The 18,059-nt window shown below is 60.4% G+C and carries 17 protein-coding genes; 8 read left to right on the top strand and 9 right to left on the bottom strand.

Annotated elements, in window-relative coordinates; all coding sequences use genetic code 11:
* Positions 1-103: 103 nt before the first annotated feature.
* From L6966_RS09885 to L6966_RS09875, 3 genes are all read right to left on the bottom strand, one after another.
* A complete protein-coding gene (locus tag L6966_RS09885) occupies positions 104-1,510 on the bottom strand; it encodes a class II fumarate hydratase (protein WP_237224099.1) in 1,407 nt (468 codons plus the stop codon).
* Between the two features lie 93 nt (positions 1,511-1,603).
* A complete protein-coding gene (locus L6966_RS09880; RefSeq protein ID WP_083093249.1) occupies positions 1,604-2,227 on the bottom strand; it encodes a carbonic anhydrase in 624 nt (207 codons plus the stop codon).
* 107 nt (positions 2,228-2,334) lie between these two features.
* Complete coding sequence (locus tag L6966_RS09875; RefSeq protein WP_237233299.1) at positions 2,335-3,042, bottom strand: DUF4245 domain-containing protein; 708 nt, start codon at positions 3,040-3,042, stop codon at positions 2,335-2,337.
* A gap of 201 nt (positions 3,043-3,243) precedes the next feature.
* Here L6966_RS09875 and glpX point away from each other — a divergent pair, with 201 nt between their 5' ends.
* The gene (gene glpX, locus L6966_RS09870) at positions 3,244-4,239 is read left to right on the top strand and encodes a class II fructose-bisphosphatase (RefSeq protein WP_083093255.1); all 996 of its coding nucleotides are present in this window, start codon (positions 3,244-3,246) and stop codon (positions 4,237-4,239) included.
* A 168-nt stretch (positions 4,240-4,407) separates the two neighbouring features.
* Here glpX and L6966_RS09865 read toward each other — a convergent pair whose 3' ends face one another.
* The 4 genes from L6966_RS09865 to L6966_RS09850 form a co-directional block, all read right to left on the bottom strand.
* Complete coding sequence (locus L6966_RS09865; RefSeq protein WP_083093257.1) at positions 4,408-5,427, bottom strand: lipid II:glycine glycyltransferase FemX; 1,020 nt, start codon at positions 5,425-5,427, stop codon at positions 4,408-4,410.
* Positions 5,428-5,499: 72 nt separating this feature from the next.
* A complete protein-coding gene (locus tag L6966_RS09860; protein WP_237233298.1) occupies positions 5,500-7,041 on the bottom strand; it encodes an LCP family protein in 1,542 nt (513 codons plus the stop codon).
* Between the two features lie 161 nt (positions 7,042-7,202).
* Positions 7,203-7,856, bottom strand: coding sequence for a 5-(carboxyamino)imidazole ribonucleotide mutase (gene purE / locus L6966_RS09855; RefSeq protein ID WP_237224103.1), 654 nt, complete (start codon positions 7,854-7,856; stop codon positions 7,203-7,205).
* A gap of 67 nt (positions 7,857-7,923) precedes the next feature.
* Entirely contained in the window at positions 7,924-9,099 is a 1,176-nt protein-coding gene (locus L6966_RS09850; protein WP_237233297.1) for a 5-(carboxyamino)imidazole ribonucleotide synthase, read from the bottom strand.
* Between the two features lie 243 nt (positions 9,100-9,342).
* Between L6966_RS09850 and L6966_RS09845 the strand changes: the two genes are divergently transcribed.
* A complete protein-coding gene (locus L6966_RS09845; protein WP_083093267.1) occupies positions 9,343-9,924 on the top strand; it encodes a GtrA family protein in 582 nt (193 codons plus the stop codon).
* Here L6966_RS09845 and L6966_RS09840 read toward each other — a convergent pair.
* Entirely contained in the window at positions 9,869-10,633 is a 765-nt protein-coding gene (locus L6966_RS09840) for a TIGR03089 family protein (protein ID WP_237233296.1), read from the bottom strand. The genes L6966_RS09845 and L6966_RS09840 overlap by 56 nt on opposite strands.
* A gap of 338 nt (positions 10,634-10,971) precedes the next feature.
* On the opposite strand from L6966_RS09840, the gene L6966_RS12115 reads away from it, so the two are divergent.
* The 4 genes from L6966_RS12115 to L6966_RS09820 all read left to right on the top strand — a co-directional run bounded on the left by L6966_RS12115 (position 10,972) and on the right by L6966_RS09820 (position 14,197).
* On the top strand, positions 10,972-11,442 hold the full coding sequence (locus L6966_RS12115; RefSeq protein WP_272878798.1) for a WhiB family transcriptional regulator: 471 nt from the start codon (positions 10,972-10,974) through the stop codon (positions 11,440-11,442).
* Between the two features lie 17 nt (positions 11,443-11,459).
* Complete coding sequence (locus L6966_RS09830) at positions 11,460-11,726, top strand: DUF3499 family protein (protein WP_083093270.1); 267 nt, start codon at positions 11,460-11,462, stop codon at positions 11,724-11,726.
* Between the two features lie 162 nt (positions 11,727-11,888).
* Positions 11,889-13,136 carry a L,D-transpeptidase gene (locus L6966_RS09825; RefSeq protein ID WP_083093272.1) on the top strand — a complete coding sequence of 416 codons (1,248 nt, stop codon included), beginning with the start codon at positions 11,889-11,891 and terminating at the stop codon, positions 13,134-13,136.
* An 8-nt stretch (positions 13,137-13,144) separates the two neighbouring features.
* On the top strand, positions 13,145-14,197 hold the full coding sequence (locus L6966_RS09820; RefSeq protein ID WP_237233295.1) for a TIGR01906 family membrane protein: 1,053 nt from the start codon (positions 13,145-13,147) through the stop codon (positions 14,195-14,197).
* Between the two features lie 91 nt (positions 14,198-14,288).
* Here L6966_RS09820 and L6966_RS09815 read toward each other — a convergent pair whose 3' ends face one another.
* Complete coding sequence (locus tag L6966_RS09815) at positions 14,289-16,001, bottom strand: dolichyl-phosphate-mannose--protein mannosyltransferase (protein WP_419721890.1); 1,713 nt, start codon at positions 15,999-16,001, stop codon at positions 14,289-14,291.
* Positions 16,002-16,081: 80 nt separating this feature from the next.
* Between L6966_RS09815 and rsmI the strand changes: the two genes are divergently transcribed.
* Positions 16,082-16,978 carry a 16S rRNA (cytidine(1402)-2'-O)-methyltransferase gene (rsmI, locus tag L6966_RS09810; RefSeq protein WP_083093276.1) on the top strand — a complete coding sequence of 299 codons (897 nt, stop codon included), beginning with the start codon at positions 16,082-16,084 and terminating at the stop codon, positions 16,976-16,978.
* 2 nt (positions 16,979-16,980) lie between these two features.
* Positions 16,981-18,057: a TatD family hydrolase gene (locus tag L6966_RS09805; protein ID WP_237233293.1), complete on the top strand. Its 1,077-nt coding sequence runs from the start codon at positions 16,981-16,983 to the stop codon at positions 18,055-18,057.
* The last annotated feature ends 2 nt before the right edge of the window (positions 18,058-18,059 follow it).

Below are 18,059 nucleotides of genomic sequence, written 5' to 3'. Positions count from 1 at the left end.
GGAACCCCTGATGAATAAGCTTTTATAGCTGTGCCCGGCCCCTGAGATAGGGGACCGGGCACCCTAGCTCTAGGGGGGGCTACCTCTAAAAAATGATGCTGATTTAGAAGCTACCCAGCATCTTGGTGACGTCCAGGGCATCATCCAGCTGGGCCTCGGTGACTTCACCGCGCTCAACATAACCCAGGGCGATGACGGCCTCGCGCACGGTGGTCTTGTTGGCCACCGAGTACTTGGCGATCTTGGCTGCTGCCTCGTAGCCGATCAGCTTGTTCATGGGGGTCACGGTGGAGGGGGAGGCCTCAGCCAGGAAGCGGGCCCGCTCTACGTTAGCCTCCAGACCGTCGATCATCTTGTCAGCCATCACGCGGGAGGTGTTAGCCAGCAGGCGGATGGACTGCAGCAGGTTAGCGGCCATGACCGGGATGCCCACGTTCAGCTCAAAAGCTCCGTTGGTGGAGGACAGGGCAATGGTGGTGTCGTTACCAATGACCTGGGCCGCCACCATAATAGCCGCCTCACAGATGACGGGGTTGACCTTGCCGGGCATAATCGATGAGCCGGGCTGCAGATCGGGGATGTGCAACTCGCCCAGGCCAGTGTTAGGGCCAGAACCCATCCAGCGAATATCGTTGTTGATCTTCATGAAGGAGTAGGCGATATTGCGCAGCTGGCCCGAAGCTTCAATGAGACCGTCACGGTTGGCCTGGGCCTCAAAGTGGTTGCGGGCCTCGGTCAGGGGCAGGCCGGTCTCTTCTGCCAGCAGCTCAATGACGCGGGCGCTAAAGCCGTCGGGGGTGTTGATACCGGTGCCCACTGCGGTGCCACCGAGGGGAACCTCCGCCACGCGAGGCAGGGAAGCATGAATACGCTCAACACCGTAGCGCACCTGGGCAGCGTAGCCGGAGAACTCCTGGCCCAGGGTCACGGGGGTGGCGTCCATCAGGTGGGTACGGCCGGACTTTACAACGTCCTTGAACTCCACAGCCTTACGCTCTAACGACTCAGCCAGGTATTCTAGGGCCGGGACGAGATCCTTGAGCAGAGCCTCGGTCGCAGCCACATGCACGGAGGTGGGGAAGACGTCATTAGAGGACTGCGAAGCGTTGACGTGATCATTGGGGTGAACCTCAACCTCCTTGCCCTCCAGTGCCTGGTTAGCCAGGGTCGCCAGCACCTCATTGGTGTTCATGTTTGACGAGGTACCCGAACCGGTCTGAAAGACATCAATGGGGAAATGGTCATCGTAGTCACCAGCAGCTACCTTATCCGCAGCATCACGGATAGCGGCAGCCCGGGTAGCATCAAGAACACCCAGCTCCTCATTGGCGCTCGCAGCTGCCTTCTTAATGAGGGCAAGGGCGCGAATATGGGCAGACTCCAGTGTCTGACCTGAGATAGGGAAATTTTCGACGGCACGCTGGGTCTGAGCGCGGTAGAGGGCATCTACAGGTACGCGAACCTCACCCATAGTGTCGTGTTCAATGCGGTATTCAGTGTTTTCAGCCATATTCGCTAGTCTACTAGGCTCACGTGACGCCTGTCGCTTTAGAGTCAAAACATGACGAACCCGGGCCGCCCAGCCAACTGTGAATAAACCCCTCTAGTCCGTAATGGACGGAGAGGATGAGTAAACCAGGTCGGCTTTACCGTCAGCCAGGTGGTAGAAGACGCCCACCACGGCCAGGGATCCATCTTCAATGCGCTCGCGGATGATGCCGGACTGCTCGGCGATACGGGCGGCGGTCTGACGGGTGTGCTCTACAACCATGTCGTTGATGGACGCATCGTGGGGAAGCTCTGGCGAGATAACAGACGGCAGAATACCCTCAACCAAATTGCGAATGAAACCGCCCGGCATTTCGCCTTCCACCAGGGCCTTGTGGGTGGCGGTAATGGCCCCGCAGGAGTCGTGGCCCAGCACCATAATCAGCGGGGTATTGAGGGCACCAGAGGCGTATTCCAGGGAGCCCAGTACGGCATCATCCAGCACCTGGCCTGCCGTACGAACCACGAAGGCATCACCCAGCCCTAGGTCAAAGATAATTTCTGCAGCCAGGCGGGAATCGCCACACCCAAAAATTGCGGCGAAGGGGTACTGGCCGGCCACGAGCTCGGCGCGTCGGGCGGCGTCCTGGTGGGGGTGCGAGCGGGTGCCCCCTACAAAACGGGCGTTACCTTCAACAAGACGTTCCCAGGCTTGGGTGGGGGTTTTGATGGTAGTCACAGCAGGATTCCTTTCTCAGGTTAAGGTCTAACCTACCAAGTCAGCCCTGCCTATGACAGCATAATTTGGGTTACATTTTACAGAGAGACAGGTAAACTCGATACGCCCTACTGGATGCCGCTGGAGGCGGTGGGGGCAAGGGTCGCCGTGGGGGCGGCCATGTAGGCCACGGTAGCTTCGGCCAGGGCCTGGAACTCGGTGGGCTCCGCCTCGCCCTTGAGAATCACTGTGGTCCCCTCTACCTCACCGATGTAAAAAGTGGTGATTTTCTCCCTGTCGTCGGGATCGACCAGGGTACGAACGTCCCAGGTTACACCCCCAGCGCTCACCGTTGCTTCGGGTACTGCCTGACCCACTATCTGCGCTACCCAGGTGGGGTTGGTGCCCGTGGCCTGAATCAGCTCGATAAAATCATTGGCCGGAGTCACCTGACCGGTGGACCAATAGTTAATACCGTCTGCCTGCCCGGTGACCCAGCGGGCATAATTGTAATGCCAGCCCTCCTGCTCAGCCGCAACCACAGGGTAACCCGCCTGCTCGCTCGCCTCATAGGCGGCCACCGGTAGATCCACAGACGGCCGGTAGGGATTCTTATTCGGCTGCGGCATCAACCACAGCACCGGTAGCAGAAGCAGAACCATCACGACCATCGAAATCACCATGTTACGCGCGGGCGCGTTAATGCGCTCAGCCTGCTTCTGCGTAATCTGAGGAACCACCTGCTCCTCGCCCTCAGGGGCGGGGGAGACCGTAGTGCCCTTGTTCTGTGCATCGGGCGAATCGGGCTGGGTATTGGGGTTAGTCGATGAAATCACGCCTTCTATTCTGGTCTATCAACCGCCCTACGCGCCACCTGTCAGGGTGTGCGCGCTCGTCATCTAGAGCAACGATGAAGCCCAACCCCGGTAAAGCCGACCAGAAACGAGTAGGCTAGAGACCGAAGGTTTCACCCTCTCGGTTTCGCCCTGGTGAGGGAGTGTAAGCCGCACAAACACAAAACTACTCGAAGGTGAGTTATGTCAGAAGTAATCAACGAAGACCGCAACCTGGCGCTAGAACTGGTGCGCGCCACCGAAGCCGCTGCCATCGCCTCGGGCCCCCTGGTCGGTGCAGGCAACAAAAACATGGCCGACGGCGCCGCCGTAGACGCCATGCGTGCCCGCCTCAAGACCGTGCACTTCAACGGCACCGTCGTCATCGGCGAAGGCGAGAAGGACGAAGCCCCCATGCTCTTCAACGGCGAGCAGGTCGGCGACGGTTCAGGTGCAAGATTTGACGTCGCGGTCGACCCCATTGACGGCACTCGCCTCACGTCCTTGGGTATGGATAACGCTCTCTCTGTTATTGCCGTCGCCGAAGGCGGCACCATGTTTGATCCCTCTGCTGTGTTCTACATGGAAAAACTCGTCACCGGCCCAGACGCCGCAGACCTCGTTGATTTGCGTCTCCCCGTCAAGCAAAACCTGCACCTGGTCGCCAAAGCCAAAGGCACCAACGTCAACCAGCTCACCGTCTGCGTCCTTGACCGGCCCCGCCACGCCAAGCTCGTCGAAGAGATCCGCGCCACCGGAGCTCGTACCCGCATGATTTTAGACGGTGACGTGGCAGGAGCTATCGCAGCCTGCCGCGAGGGCACCGGTGTTGACCTGATGATGGGCACCGGCGGCACTCCCGAGGGCATTGTCGCTGCCTGCGCCATCAAGGCTACCGGCGGTGTCATTCAGGGCCGTCTGGCCCCCGTTGACGAAGCAGAACGCCAAAAAGCTCTCGACGCAGGCCACGACCTTGACGCTGTGCTCACCACCGACGAACTTGTCACCACCGACAACTGCTTCTTCGCCGCCACCGGCATCACCGACGGCAAGCTATTGCGCGGTGTGCGCTATGGGCGTGACACGGTGACCACCCAGTCCCTGGTCATGCGTTCCAAATCAGGCACCGTGCGCCTGATTGAAGCCGAGCATAAGCTCTCCCGCTACTCCGCTATGATTGCCGGAATCATGCAGAAATAAATAACTCAGGCCAGAGAAGAGGGCCCGCCAGTTCATTAAAACCGGCTCCCCGCGTATCGAACTCGCTAAGAGCTACCGGGGCGGGGGTTCATGGGCGACTTGGGCATTAAATGGGATAGCAAAACAGCCCGTCAAGCCGTCCGTCAGTGAGCTGACGGGCCCCAATTTTTAAGCGCCGGCTTTCGCGCGTAACTTACCTACAGCGCCCCTGGCCTTGGGGAGCACCCGCCCCCGGAGTGCCTTCTTACCTGCCGCCAGAGTCTCGCGGGCCGTGCGGATTCCCCCGTAAATCCTGTAGCCTGCCGCTGAGACCGGCAAATCCCAGGTGCCGGGGTAGGCCACTGACCTACCGCCAAAGGACTTCTTGAACTGGGTGAAACCTGCCCACTCATGATCCGGGTCATCGGTCGGGGCGATACCAAAAAGATCGAGCTGCGTCAGGCCCTGCTCCTTGGCATCTAGCATGATGTAAGAGAGTAGGGGAGTGCCCACTTTCAGTTTGCGGTGCTCAAAAGAGGTGGCCGTATGAGCGTAGACACGGGTGTCATCGGAATCATAGTTGAGGGAGGCGCCTATGGGCTCACCGTCAACCTTGGCGATAAAGAGAGTGGCTGCACCGGCAGGCATGAGCACCTCAGCGACCTTGGTCAGGTAGTCGTCCTGCTGACGGTTGAAACCGAGACGGGTAGCGGTCTGGTCTAGGTAGTGCAACAGAATTTTTACATCGGCAGGGTTCTGTGACTTCTCAAAGGTCACACCCTTCTTATGAATGTTGCGGTGTAGGTTACGGTTTGACGACGACATCCCTTTAATGAGGTCTTCCTCACTCTGAGTTAGATCGATAATCTGGGTGTGTGCAGGCTGAATCTGGCGCGGGGCGAGCTTGAACCCGCGAGCCGCTAGAAAGGCTTCACCGCTCTGGTTACCCCAAATATCTGACTGGGTGGGTTCCACACGAACGAACCAACACTTGTTCTCTGCGGCTACTCGTTTGAGATCTGCAATAGCCTCATCGAAGGCGGCAGCACTACTGGCCTCCGGGCCGTAGGGCGTGTAAAGGTAGCGGCCGGTTTTGCCGCCTTCCAAAATTGCTAGGTAATGCCAGCCGTCCCCCCGGCCGCTGAAGACTTTGTGGCCGTTTGCCTCTTGAAACCGGGCCCAGATATCTGATTGCAGAATGTTTGTCATGGGCACCAGCTTACCTTTTTTATGCCGGATGCACCGGCCTAACAGGGCACCGGTAGCACCCCAAACCGGTTATTAGGGAACCGAGCAGGTGCCATTTTCACTCAGCTCGGTGGCTGTTTCTGCCACGGTAGTGGCCCGGTAGGAGACGGTCTCAACGGTATCAAGGCCACCTGCTGCGTTAGTGCTCGGGTGGGTTCCGCTGGCCGAATCCACAATAACCTGCTGAACAGCCGAGTGGAGCTGGTCAAAGTCAGGGTAGGTAGGAAAGAGAGCGTCGAAGTAGGGTGGGCCAGCCGCAAACTGAATCAGCTCGTAGTTCTTAGATTTCAGGGCCACATCTGCCAGAGAAGCTAGACCCGACTGGGGAATATTGGTTTCAATGACCTGCTCACCGGCAGCGGTAATGTCTGCAAACTTGGTCAGCACGTTGGCCGGGTCAAGCTGCTTGAGCATGGCCGCCTGCACACAGCGCTGGCGGGCCTGACGGTCGTAGTCAGACGCACCTTCACGGGAGCGGGCGTACCAGAGGGCGTGGAAGCCGTCCAGGTGCTGCACACCTGGGTCAATGTAGCCGTCAATAGGGTTAGGTAGCCCTGTCACCTCGTCGGTACCACCGCCAATTGGCACGCGGCCGCCCACATCAATGGTGATGCCACCTAAGGCGTCAATGAGCTGCTCAAAGCCAGACATATCAATCAGAATGTAGTTCTCAACGGTAATCCCGAGGACGCCTGAGACGGCATCCATGGTCGCCTCGGCCCCCGGGTCGTCGGCTTCGGGGTAGAGGTCAGCGTGCTCAGCGGTGACGGTGGGGTAGAGGGCATTGAGGATGCACTCGTCACCGCAGTTGAACCCCTCGGGGTAAACCTGCCACAGCGGGGAGTCCTCTTCAAAAATGGCGTTCTGCAGGTTGCGAGGAATCGAGATAGTGATAGCTTGGCCGGTTTGGGCATCAATGGAAACCACGGTCATAGAGTCAGGGCGTCGGCCAATGCGGTCAGAACCCGCGTCGCCGCCCATCAGCAGAACGTTGTAGCGGCCATCGTGCTCCTTAATGGGGGTTCCACCTGCGAAGATAGAGCTCAGAGCCCCGCGTCCGACCCAGGTGATATAGGCGGTGTAGCCCAGCCCCCCGCCGGTCACCAGAAGGCAGATAGCCAGTACCAGCGTCACCGCAGGCTTGGAGCGTCCCTCCAGCAGGCCGGGGCGGATAATCCGCAGGGTATCGAGCCACAGGTAGGCCCAACCCAGAGCTAGCAGAATGAGAGCGCCAACTAGGAGCAGGAGTACCCAGCTATTCGTGACCACAGAAAGCAGGAGGCTACGGTTCAGAAACCAGGTGGCAGTTGCCAGAGCCAGCACAGCCCACACAGTGAAAGTCACCTTCAGGGCGCGCGCACCCAGCGGCCTCTTTCCAGCCAGTAGCTGGGCGGCTCCCGGTAACACCAGCGTCAGGAGCAACAGAACCCAGGCTCGGCGGGCCTTGAGCCCTGCCGAAGCTACCTCAGGGTGCCCCAGCGGGTCGGTGTAGAGCGACTCGCCCAACTGCTGCCCGCGCCCCCTCATGCCCACAATGGGCGCAGAAGAGCCGCGGTCGGTGCGCGAACCTGACATAGTGAGCCTCCCGAAAGTACCAGGTGAGACGGGCCTGGACTATAAAGTTGAGTGCGGTTGAACAGCTTAACTGCTCAACCACACTAGCGGTTCAAGCTGAATACCACCGGAAAACCCCACCTGAAATGTTCGTCACCGTGCGGCCCAGCCCCTTGCCAGCCCTAGGGGGCATAGGGGGTCTTGTTGGCTCCATCACGCTCACTGTTGTGGCCGGGTACTGCCTGCTGCTCGGCCTGCTGGGAGCTTGAGCTGCGGGCAGGAGCGTCCTGTTCTAGCTCAGCCTTGTGCTCCTCAACCCTGGCGCGCAGTACCGCCCCTTTATCCATAGCAGCCTGCCGTAAATCTGCTGCAAAATCAGTTAGGTCAGAGCGTACCTGGCGGGCAAAGCTGCCCTCACCGGAGCCCAGCATGCGCAAGGCCAGCAGCCCAGCGTTGCGGGCACCGTTGATTGAAACCGTAGCTACGGGCACCCCTGCGGGCATCTGAACAATGGAAAGAAGCGAATCCATTCCGTCGAGGGACTTGAGTTTGACCGGCACGCCAATCACCGGCAGAGGGGTGACCGCCGCTAGCATGCCCGGTAGGTGGGCGGCACCACCTGCACCGGCGATAATCACGCGGATGCCGCGGCCAGCTGCCTCACGCCCGTAGGCAATCATGTCTTCGGGCATGCGGTGGGCTGATACCACATCGGCTTCGTAGGGCACGCCAAATTCGTCGAGCACCTCGGCCGCTGCTTCCATGACCGGCCAGTCAGAGTCTGAGCCCATCACAATGCCGACGATGGGGTTATTGGAGTCGTAGGGAGAAGTCATGTGAAGCTCCTAGAGAGATGGGTTGTGCTGGTAGCAGGACGCCGGCGCTGGCTCCTTGAAAAAAAATTTAGGCTGGGCCGTTGGTGAGCAGGGCCGCTGCGGCTGCGGTCTGTCTGCGAAGCTCCTGCAGGTTAGCGGCCTCACCGGTCATATTGATGTGCCCAATCTTGCGGCCGGTTTTGACCGCCTTGCCGTAGTAGTGCACCTTGGCTGCGGGGTACGCCTGCATGAGGGCCGGGTAGACCCCAAAAATATCCTGGTTCGAGCCGCCCAGAAAGTTCTTCATGAGGGCCACCTCGCCCTTGAGATCGGTAGACCCCAGCGGATAGTTGGCCACAGCGCGCAGATGCTGTTCAAACTGGCTGGTCACCGAGCCGTCCTGGGTCCAGTGGCCTGAGTTGTGGGGGCGCATAGCCAACTCGTTCACGAGGAACCCGGTCTCGCTGTCAGGAACCTCAAAGAGCTCAGCAGCCATCACACCGGTGACACCGAGCTCGGTTGCAATGTGAACGGCGGCCTGCTGGGCTGCCCGGGCAACCTGCGGCGAAAGGCCCGGGGCGGGAGCCAGCACTTCATCACAGACGGAGTTCACCTGAATAGATTCGACCACCGGCCAGGGCCGCACTTCGCCCGAATCGCGGCGGGCCACCTGGGCGGAAAGCTCGCGGGTAAAGGGGACCTTCTCTTCGGCCAGAAGGGCTGAAAAATCAGTGCGGGTGGGCAGTTGCTCAAACCAGGAGGCCGACCGGGTGCGGGCGTCCTGCTCATCAACAAGCACCAGCACACCCTTACCGTCGTAGCCGCCGCGTGGCGTCTTGAGCACCACCGGCCAGCCGATCTCAGCGCCAAAGTCCAGTAGCTCACCGAGTGTGCGCACCTGTGACCAGCGCGGATTGGGCAAGCCCAAGCGGTCAACGGCCTTGCGCATTTCAATCTTGTCTTGGGCGTACACCAGTGCATCTGGTCGTGGTTGCACATTCACGCCCTCAGCCAGCAGACGGCGCAGAAAATCAGTGGGCACATGCTCATGGTCAAAGGTCAGCACATCAACCTCACGCGCGAAGGCTGCTAGGGTCTCGAAGTCTCGGTAGTCACCCACCGGCGCCAAGGGCACTGCCTGGCGGGCACAGGAGTCCTCACTCTCGGCCAAAATGCGCACGTCAAAACCAAGCTCAGTAGCGGCAGGCGCCATCATGCGCGCCAGCTGACCGCCACCCACCACACCAATTTTTGGGCCAGTCATAGGGTAAGTCACACTCCTAGGCTACCGGGGTGCATGCTCCTTGTACAAGGGAGCCCACGTTCAGTGAACTCCCTGCTACCTGTGAGCGAAACACTACCTGGGAAGGGGCACGCCTGCCCCGAGCCGGTTGTAACATGTGAGACAGGATTGCCCTACTTCCCCGCCGCCCGGTGCTCTGACTCGTGCCCAGTCTCACCGTCGACCGCGCACCGGGGGAATCGCACCAGAAACCTAAGGGGAAACATGAGTTCTTTGAAACAGCGTCTGAACCTGCTGTGGGCTAGCCACGGCCGTGAAGTGATGCAGTTTCTCTCGGTGGGCGGCGCAGCTTTCATCCTGAACTCCGTGGTGACCTGGACGCTGATGCATTCTATCTTCGCTGACGGGCACGCCAAAGCCAAGGTGGTTGCGGGCATTGTAGCGACCATCTTCTCGTGGGTGGCTAACCGCCTGTGGACCTTCCGTGAAAAGCGCACTGGCAACAAGGTGCGCGAGTCCATAGAATTTGGCATCGTGAACGCCATCGGCATTGGTGTTGAGACGCTGTGCGTGCTGTTCAGCGTCTACGTGCTAGGCCTAACAAGCCCCACGGCGTCCTTCATCTCGGGTACTATCATCGGCACGATTCTAGGTACAATCGTGCGCTACTTCCTCTACAAATTTTGGGTATTCTCGCAGTCCCGCAGCCACTCTGGCGATAAGACCGTTCAAGAACAGCGCGCCGACCTCATCACCGAAGCCACCCAAATCATTACCGGCTCCATCCCCGTCATTGAGGGCGACGCTCGGGGGCAGGGTAAGGCTGGGCCCGCTCGTCGGCCATAACCCGGGCGTAGCGGTCAGTTTCCCAGCTCACCTCTGGGTCGAGTACTAGCACGGCTAGCCCAGCTGCCAGGGCGGTGAGCGCCTGCTGTAACCATTGTGCTGAGAAGACCTCACCAGCACAGTGCACAGCTGCTGTGCCGTCGGGCAGGGCAGCCACGAGTTTTTCTGCCTGTTGGGCCACCTCAATCATGAGCTGCTCGTACCCGGTGCCGCCCCAGGCTATGGCGCCACTGTCGGGGCCGGTCAAGCCCATGAAAGCATCGGGGCGCGAGCGTACCTCGGCGGCGAAATCGAGAACACCTTCGGGGAGTTGCCCCATGAAACGCGGAGCTAGCGGCTCAGAGGCGACCGCCACCCGGTAGTTCTCGCCGGCGCTCTCCAGTAGCTCGCGGGGATCAAAGGAGGCGCGGACGTCCGCGCTCTCTGCCTGCTCCCAGGTGAGGTGGGCTCCCACCTGTAGCCCCGCCAGGGCCAGCACCAAAGATCGCCAGTGCAGGCGGAGCGGCACCGCAAGGCGGGCGGCGACATCTAGCTCACACTCATCCATGAGAAAGTTAGCGCTTTTGGCGACCCAGTTTTCTAGCACACGGCCCGAGAGCTCTATGCGTTCACCCGGTGCCGAATACCAGAGCAGGGCGGGGGAGTGCCGGGTAGCCAGCAGCTGCATAAAACGCGAAAAGGAAACGGGGCGGTGAGGTGAGAAGGCCATGCCCCCACTGTAGAACACGGTGGGGCCCCGAAGCTAGAGAGACAGCTACAGGGTGCAGGTTCGCATATACCACAGAGAAACGCAAATTTTTTGTTAGATAATCTCGTGTATCAAAAAAATTTTTAATCTCAGCTTGACGAATGGGCCATTACACGCGTGTAATTAGGTTCAGGGAATTTTTATCAGCACCGGCAGGCAGCCCGGAAGCGAATCCAGACCAAGGAACCAAAACCGCACCGAACCGCGTGCTACCACGGAGCGCCACCTGGCACCTGCACCCGCAGTACCTGCCCGGCGCCATACATTCAGCCCTCTACCGGGATACGAAAGGGAAGAACATGGGCCTTCATAGCCGCCTACCCTCCGGCACTGCCGGGCGCGCATCAGAGATGGCCCACTATCAGACTATGCACTCTGCCCACTACCTCGAAGATCAGGCCACCACACTACTCAAAGAAGCAGCCTCTACACCACGGGGCCGCACTAGCGGCAATACTGCCCCGTCAGCCGATATGTTCAGTTCAGATCCAGACGCGCTTTCCCTATGGCAGCAGGCCGCTGGGATTTACAGCACAGACGGCGACGACGGTGAACTGTCTTGGCAGGCAGATGCCCTGTGCGCCCAGACTGACCCTGAGGCTTTCTTTCCCGAGAAAGGCGGCTCAACCCGCGACGCCAAACGCGTGTGCAACGAGTGCCCGGTTCGCGAAGCCTGCCTTGAGTACGCCATGGAAAACGACGAACGCTTCGGCATCTGGGGCGGTCTCTCAGAGCGTGAACGCCGCCGTCTTCGCAAACAAGCTGTCTAAGAAAGAAGCTCACACCCATGGCAACCACCCGCCAGTGCTCACGCCAGACCTGCCAGCGCGAGGCAATTTTCACGCTCACCTACGCTTACGCGCAATCAACAGCCGTGATTGGGCCTCTTTCTGTTCACCGTGAACCTCACGCTTACGACCTGTGTGAGTTCCATGCCGACCGGCTCACCGCGCCACAGGGCTGGGATGTAGTGAGGCTTGACGACCCCGCTGCTGTAGCCGCCCAGACTGAGCAAGCGGCGGTGCCGTACCCGCCGCTACGGAGCGTCAACTAACCCCTGGGTCAGACCACCTTCCCGCACGCTGTGTGACGGCAGATATAGCCTGTGTCAAAAGGCGCTGCTCTCCGATAGACTATGACGAGCACACCTCCACATCATGTGCACTCTACACACTCGCACCCATCTGCCCCCCCGCATACCTAGGAAGAGAAGTTCGTGGTCAAAGCCCTCAACTCAGAAACTCAAGACGCTTTCACCCGTCGCTCATTTGTTACCGTCGGCGCTCTGGGCACCCTAGCCCTGGCAGCCTGCGCCTCAGAAGACACAACCGCAGCGAGTGACCCTACCAGTACCAGTGCCTCACCGAGCCCAACCCCCACCCCGGCTGCCACGTTCGGGGGAGCGGTTGAAGTGTACCCTGCCCTCGACGAAATCGAAGTTAACCCCGGTGAAAAAGTCACGGTGACTAGCCCAGACTCTACTCTCACCCGCGTCGTTGTCGTCACCGCCGAGGGTGAGGAGCTCCCCGGTGAACTCGCAACGGACGGGCGTAGCTGGACTTCAACAGAAAATATGCTCTTCCACTCCCACTACACGGTCAGCTGGGAGGCAACCGACACCACAGGGGCCAAGGGTGAAGGAGAGTCGGCTTTCTCTACGGTCTCGGCCGCCTACGAGGTAGATACCCTAATCAACTTTGAGGACGGAGCCACCTACGGTATCGGCAAGATTATTCAGTTCAACTTCTCTGAGCCCGTAGTTAACAAGGCAGAAGTAGAAAAGAGCATCACCGTCACAGGCGGCGGTGACCTGCCCGGCAAATTCCGCTGGTACAACGACTACATGGTGCGCTACCGCCCCGAAAGTACCTGGGCCCCTAACTCCACTATCAGTGTTACCGTCGATATTTTCGGGCTTGAGATGGGCAACGGCATGATCGGTAACCACACCACCACCCGCACCTTCAAGACCTGGAATAAGCGTTACGCGCTAGCTGACAACAACACCAAGACCATCAAGATGTATGTGGACGACGAGCTAGTACGCGAAGCTCCCATCACCCTGGGCAACACCGAGTGGCCTTCTGTTATTGGGCAGCTAGTCATCATGGAAAAAGCGGAGAGCTACTACTTCAACCCCGGCTCCCTCAACCTTGAAAAGGACGACCCCCACTACTATGAGCCCTTCTGGGCTTCGTGGACCTCCCGCCTGACCAGCGGCGGGGTGTTTGTGCACCAGGCTCTCCCCACCGCCTGGCCTGTTGTTGGGGTCGCTAACGTTTCCCACGGGTGTATCGGCATGCTACCTGAGGACGCCAAGTTCTTCTACGACACCTTCGGGGTGGGCGACATCGTTGAAACCGTGAACACCGGCTACCCCCAGGCCGACCCTGATGACGGCTACGGTGACTGGAATATCCCCTTCGAGCACTACAGCGACTCCAACTGGAAGGGTAACTGGTAGTAGCGGCCGTGGCACAAGAAACCAACCCACCCGGTCATCAGAAGTCTGCCCGGGAGTGGAGTAAGCTTTCACCCGCTATCGGCTCAGCGAAAGCGGGCGACCTGCCAGCGAACCGCGGTCAGGAGCCAGGGCTGGAGCCTGGGCAGCCAGCACCTGCCCTAGGGGTAGACGCTCCCCAAACACCACCTCTGCCAGCGCAGACACCGGCTCAAAAACCGGCGGCTGCCGATGAGACTCCGAGCGATGAACCGGCCGCTGCAGCCAGGGCAAATGAGGTTGGGCCAGCCCCCCGCGTCGCTGCGGATAGAGGGCCGGCTACGGCCCGTGAGAGCGCAGTGCGCGACCGTCCGCGTCTGCTGCGTCTACGCCGGGCTATTATCACTCTGACCATACCTGTACTCACCATCATGGTAGCTGTGCGGGCGGTAGCTAGCCCCCTCTTTCTCTGGATTGAATACCACCGCCCCGGCTTTCCAGCTGACACTTACGGGTTTTCAACCGAAGAACGCCTGCGTTTGGGCTCCTACGGTTTGGACTACATTCTCAACCTGGCACCAGAAACTTACCTGAGCCACGTGCAAACCGGTGGCAAAGCGGCCTTCCAAGCATCTGAGGTGCACCATATGACCGATGTGAAACACGTGATGCTCTCGGCCACGGTGTTCGCCGTGGTGATGCTTGTTCTGGCTCTGATATCAGCCCGCTCGCTCCGTCTGCGGGCCCCCGGTGTTCTGCGTTCCTCGCTTTTTGCGGGGGCCTGGCTGACTCTGCTGACGTGCCTGGCCCTGGCTCTTACCGGGCTGCTGGGCTGGGAGCGTTTTTTCACTGCCTTTCACCAGCTCTTCTTTCCGCAGGGCAACTGGCAGTTTGCCATGAGCGACACACTGATTCGTCTTTATCCACCCCAGTTTTGGGTCGATGCGGCGGCCACCGCAGGAATCCTCATTCTGCTCATGGCCGGGGCTCTGTTGGCGATCACCTGGCCCACCCACTACCGCAAGCAGCTGGCGCTCAAACGTCAGGCTGAGCGCGAAGAGCTCAGGGCCAAACTCAGCGCCTAAAGAAAAATCCTAAAAAACAGGGTGACCTAGAGGTAGGGGGCCGGACGTTCGCGTCCGGCCCCCTACCTCTAGGTGCGTGGTGTCTGCGGGCCTAGATCCAGGCGTCAAACCACATGCGGGCACGCCAGTCGGCGTAGGGGATAGTCTGGGCAGTCCAAATGGGCCAGTAGAAAATAGAAACCAGCAAACTGAAGACCACAAAGGCACCCACCAGAATCAGCCCGAGGCGCTTGCGCCGCACCGAATCTTCGGAGCGGCCCAGCGCCAGGCCCAGTATACCCGCCAGCATAAGAATCAGGTAGGGCTCAAAGGAGAGCGCATAGAAGAAGAACATGGTGCGCTCTGGGTAGGCAAACCAGGGGAAGTAGCCGACCGCAAACACCGCAAAGAGGGCGGCAAAACGCCAGTCACGGCGTAGCACCGCCAGCAGAAGCGAGAGGCCGGCCACTATGATGAAAGACCACCAGATCAGCGGATTACCAATATTCAATATGGCCTCAGAACACGAGTCCACCGGGCAGCCGTTCACCCCCAGCTCGGATGACTCGTAGTAGTAGCTGGTGGGGCGGCCCAGAAGCAGCCACTGCCAGGCCGGTGACTCATAGGTGTGGGGTGAACTCAGCCCAGAATGGAACGTATAGGCTGAGCGGTGGTACTCCCAGAGGGACCGCAACGATTCAGGTAGCCAGGTCACCCCCTCACCGGGGTGATCAGCGGCCCAGTTGCGGTCGTAGGCGGAGTCGGAAAGGAACCAGCCGGTCCAGGTCATGACGTAGGTGAGCAGGCCGGTACCAATCAGCGCGAGAAAGGCCAGCACGCCGTCGCGGAGAAAGCCGGCCACGTACCAGCGGCGGATGCCCGCGACACGGCGGGCGTTGGCGTCCCAGGCCACGGTGATCAACCCAAACACCGCGATGAAGAAAAGGGCATTCCACTTCACGCCCACTGCCAGGCCCGCGCAGATGCCGGCAATAAGCCGCCAGTAGCGGAAGCCGAGCATAGGGCCGTAGAGCATGAAGGAATCTTGAGGGGTACCGCCGTTGTGACGAGCGTGGGCGGCTATACGGGCAGCCAGGCGGCGCCGAGCCTGAACCCTATCGAGTAGCAGAGACACGAAGGTTGCCAGGAGCCAGAACATCAGGAAGATATCGAGCAGAGCAAAGCGCGACTGCACAAGGTGCAGGCCGTCAATTGACAGGAGCAGACCGGCCAGGGTCGCCACCGTGACCGAGCGGAACAGTAGCCAGCCCGCCAGCATGACCAAGCCGATGGAGAGCGTCCCCGTGAGTGCCGCAGCAAAACGCCAACCCAGCGGGTTGTCGTCACCAAAGATAGCCATGCCGAAGGCAATCATCCACTTGCCAACCGGTGGGTGCACCACGTACCCGGGGGTTTCTAGGATACCCGAGGGGTTGCCAGCGACGAAGGTGGCGTTGGCGTCCTCAGACCAGTTGCGCTCATACCCGAAGTGCAGCAGAGAATAGGCGTCTTTGGCGTAGTAGGTCTCGTCAAACACGATAGCGTTGGGGTTCGCCAGGTTGACGAAACGCAGAAGACCGGCCAGGAGTAGCACGAGGAGTGGGGCAATCCAGCCGTGGCGGGGGAAGGGCGCTCGGGTCACTGCTAGGCGGGCGCGCAGCGCAGCCTCAGTGAAGGACTCTGCGAGCGTTAGGACGGCCGTGTTCGGCTTGGCGGGGCGGGTGGGCTTAGAAGCTGGGTTAGGTGTCACCCTAGCTATGCTACCGGGTCTGCCCGGCAGGGCGCACAGGTGCGTGGGCTTATGGGGTAGATGCAAGGTCTCCATGTAAGGTGCCAGACGTAGCCGGTACCAAGTGGTAGGGAGCTGGGCATGGGCGCAGCCGCTCTCTAGTAGGCTTAAAACCTATGGATACCTCCCCACTGGCCGCACTGGCCGAGTCGAACATGTCAGCGCCTGCTACAGGTGGCGCCCTGATACTGGGTGGCACCCCCATCGGCAACCTGTCGGACGCCTCCCCCCGCCTCCGTGAGGCCCTGGCGAGTGCGGACCTCCTGGCGGTTGAAGACTCCCGTACCCTGCGCAAACTCGCCGCAGGCCTGGGTGTAACCACGCGCGGCCGGGTGCTGGTCAACCATGACCACAACGAAACCACCCGCGCCCAGCAGATTGTCGACGCCGTTGCCGCCGGTCAGACCGTTCTGCTCCTAACGGACGCCGGCATGCCCGCCGTTTCAGACCCCGGCTACCTGGCTGCTGCTGCCGTTGCCGCTGCTGGGCTGACCGTCACCGCCCTGCCTGGCCCATCTGCCGTCGTTACCGCCATCGCAGTCTCAGGGTTGCCCTCTGGCCGGTTCGCCTTCGAAGGCTTTCTAGCCCGTAAGGGGAGCGACCGCACCCGCCGTCTGGCTGCTTTGGCTACCGAAGAGCGCACCATGGTCTTCTACGAATCCCCGCACCGGCTGGCGGTAACGCTGCATGACTTTGCGGTCACTTTTGGTGAGACCCGCCGCGCAGCCGTTTGCCGAGAGCTCACAAAAATGCACGAAGAAATTGCCCGGGGAACCCTAGAGGAGCTCATTGGCTGGGCCGAGTCCAAGCAGATGCGCGGTGAAATCGCCATCGTGGTAGAGGGCGCTCCCGCGCCCGAGGCTCAAGAGGCAGAGAACCTGACTGACCTCGTCCTCGAGCTGGTGGCAGGCGGACTCCGCCTCAAGGAGGCCTGCGCCCGGGTAGCTGAAAGTCACGGTGTCTCGAAACGAGACCTCTATCAGGCCGTACTTGAGACCAAGAAAGAAAACTGACCATGTGCACCAATCACACCCTGACCGCTGCTGAACTCACAGAACTGGCCGAACGCTTCGCTGCCTACCTGCCAACCGAAGCCGAGCAGACCGCTACCATCTTTCAGACCCCCGAACCCGCCGTTGAGGGCGAAACCCCTCCGGCTTACCGGGCAGACCGCTATAACACTGCTGGGGAGCCCAGCGGTGAGGGCACCCGCCGCCGCGGTGAAAAGGGCGAGGACGGCCGCCGCCGCAACCTGGTCTTCCCGCCGGCTCCCGCCCCGCTGCCCTATGCGATTGTGGATAATCACACCCACATGGATTTGCTTGACGGCGAGGTTGCTGTGACAGCCCGCGATGCTCTCGACACCGGTGAGGCTCTGGGCGTTGGGGCTATTGTGCAGGTGGGCTGTGATGTTCCCAGTTCCCTCTACGCCGTGCGGGCCGCGCATGCTGATTCACGTGTTTTGGCAGCTGTTGCCCTGCACCCCAATGAGGCCCCCAAGCTGGCTGAGGCAGGCCAGCTGGGTGCCGCTCTCGCAGCTATCGACGCGCTGGCCGCCGACCCGCGCGTCCGTGCCCTAGGTGAGACCGGCCTTGATTACTTCCGCACCGGGGACGGGGGCAAGGGCGCCCAGGAGGAATCCTTCCGCGCCCATATCCGAATGGCTAAGAAACACGGTAAGGCGGTGCAAATCCATGACCGGGATGCCCACTCTGATGTGGTTCGCATCCTGCTCGATGAGGGGGCCCCCGAAACCGTCGTCTTCCACTGCTACTCTGGGGGCCAAGACCTAGCCGAGATTTGCAATGACCACGGCTGGTATATGAGCTTTGCAGGTACTGTCACCTTCAAGAATTCCAAGGGCATCCAGGACTCCCTAAAAATAGCCCGCCGCAACCTGATTCTGGCTGAAACTGATGCGCCCTTTTTGACCCCGCACCCCTTCCGTGGCCGCCCCAACGCCAGCTATATGACCAACTACACAGTACGGTTTATGGCTGACTATCTAGATGCTGACCTGGAGGAACTTTGCCGCGATATTCGCGCTAACTCGATTGCGGCGTATGGTTCTTGGGGGTTTGAGGGGTTCTAGGG

Source organism: Rothia nasisuis, from assembly GCF_928381405.1.
Taxonomy (GTDB): Bacteria; Actinomycetota; Actinomycetes; order Actinomycetales; family Micrococcaceae; genus Rothia; species Rothia nasisuis.
Note: the sequence above shows the minus strand (reverse complement) of the source record. Positions and strands in the feature narration are given on the sequence as shown.

Coding starts and splice junctions, on each gene's coding strand:
- L6966_RS09885 (WP_237224099.1), bottom strand. CDS start 1,510: ATGGCTGAAAACACTGAATACCGCATTGAACACGACACTATGGGTGAG.
- glpX (WP_083093255.1), top strand. CDS start 3,244: ATGTCAGAAGTAATCAACGAAGACCGCAACCTGGCGCTAGAACTGGTG.
- L6966_RS09865 (WP_083093257.1), bottom strand. CDS start 5,427: ATGACAAACATTCTGCAATCAGATATCTGGGCCCGGTTTCAAGAGGCA.
- L6966_RS09860 (WP_237233298.1), bottom strand. CDS start 7,041: ATGTCAGGTTCGCGCACCGACCGCGGCTCTTCTGCGCCCATTGTGGGC.
- purE (WP_237224103.1), bottom strand. CDS start 7,856: ATGACTTCTCCCTACGACTCCAATAACCCCATCGTCGGCATTGTGATG.
- L6966_RS09850 (WP_237233297.1), bottom strand. CDS start 9,099: ATGACTGGCCCAAAAATTGGTGTGGTGGGTGGCGGTCAGCTGGCGCGC.
- L6966_RS09845 (WP_083093267.1), top strand. CDS start 9,343: ATGAGTTCTTTGAAACAGCGTCTGAACCTGCTGTGGGCTAGCCACGGC.
- L6966_RS09840 (WP_237233296.1), bottom strand. CDS start 10,633: ATGGCCTTCTCACCTCACCGCCCCGTTTCCTTTTCGCGTTTTATGCAG.
- L6966_RS12115 (WP_272878798.1), top strand. CDS start 10,972: ATGGGCCTTCATAGCCGCCTACCCTCCGGCACTGCCGGGCGCGCATCA.
- L6966_RS09830 (WP_083093270.1), top strand. CDS start 11,460: ATGGCAACCACCCGCCAGTGCTCACGCCAGACCTGCCAGCGCGAGGCA.
- L6966_RS09815 (WP_419721890.1), bottom strand. CDS start 16,001: ATGGAGACCTTGCATCTACCCCATAAGCCCACGCACCTGTGCGCCCTG.
- rsmI (WP_083093276.1), top strand. CDS start 16,082: ATGGATACCTCCCCACTGGCCGCACTGGCCGAGTCGAACATGTCAGCG.
- L6966_RS09805 (WP_237233293.1), top strand. CDS start 16,981: ATGTGCACCAATCACACCCTGACCGCTGCTGAACTCACAGAACTGGCC.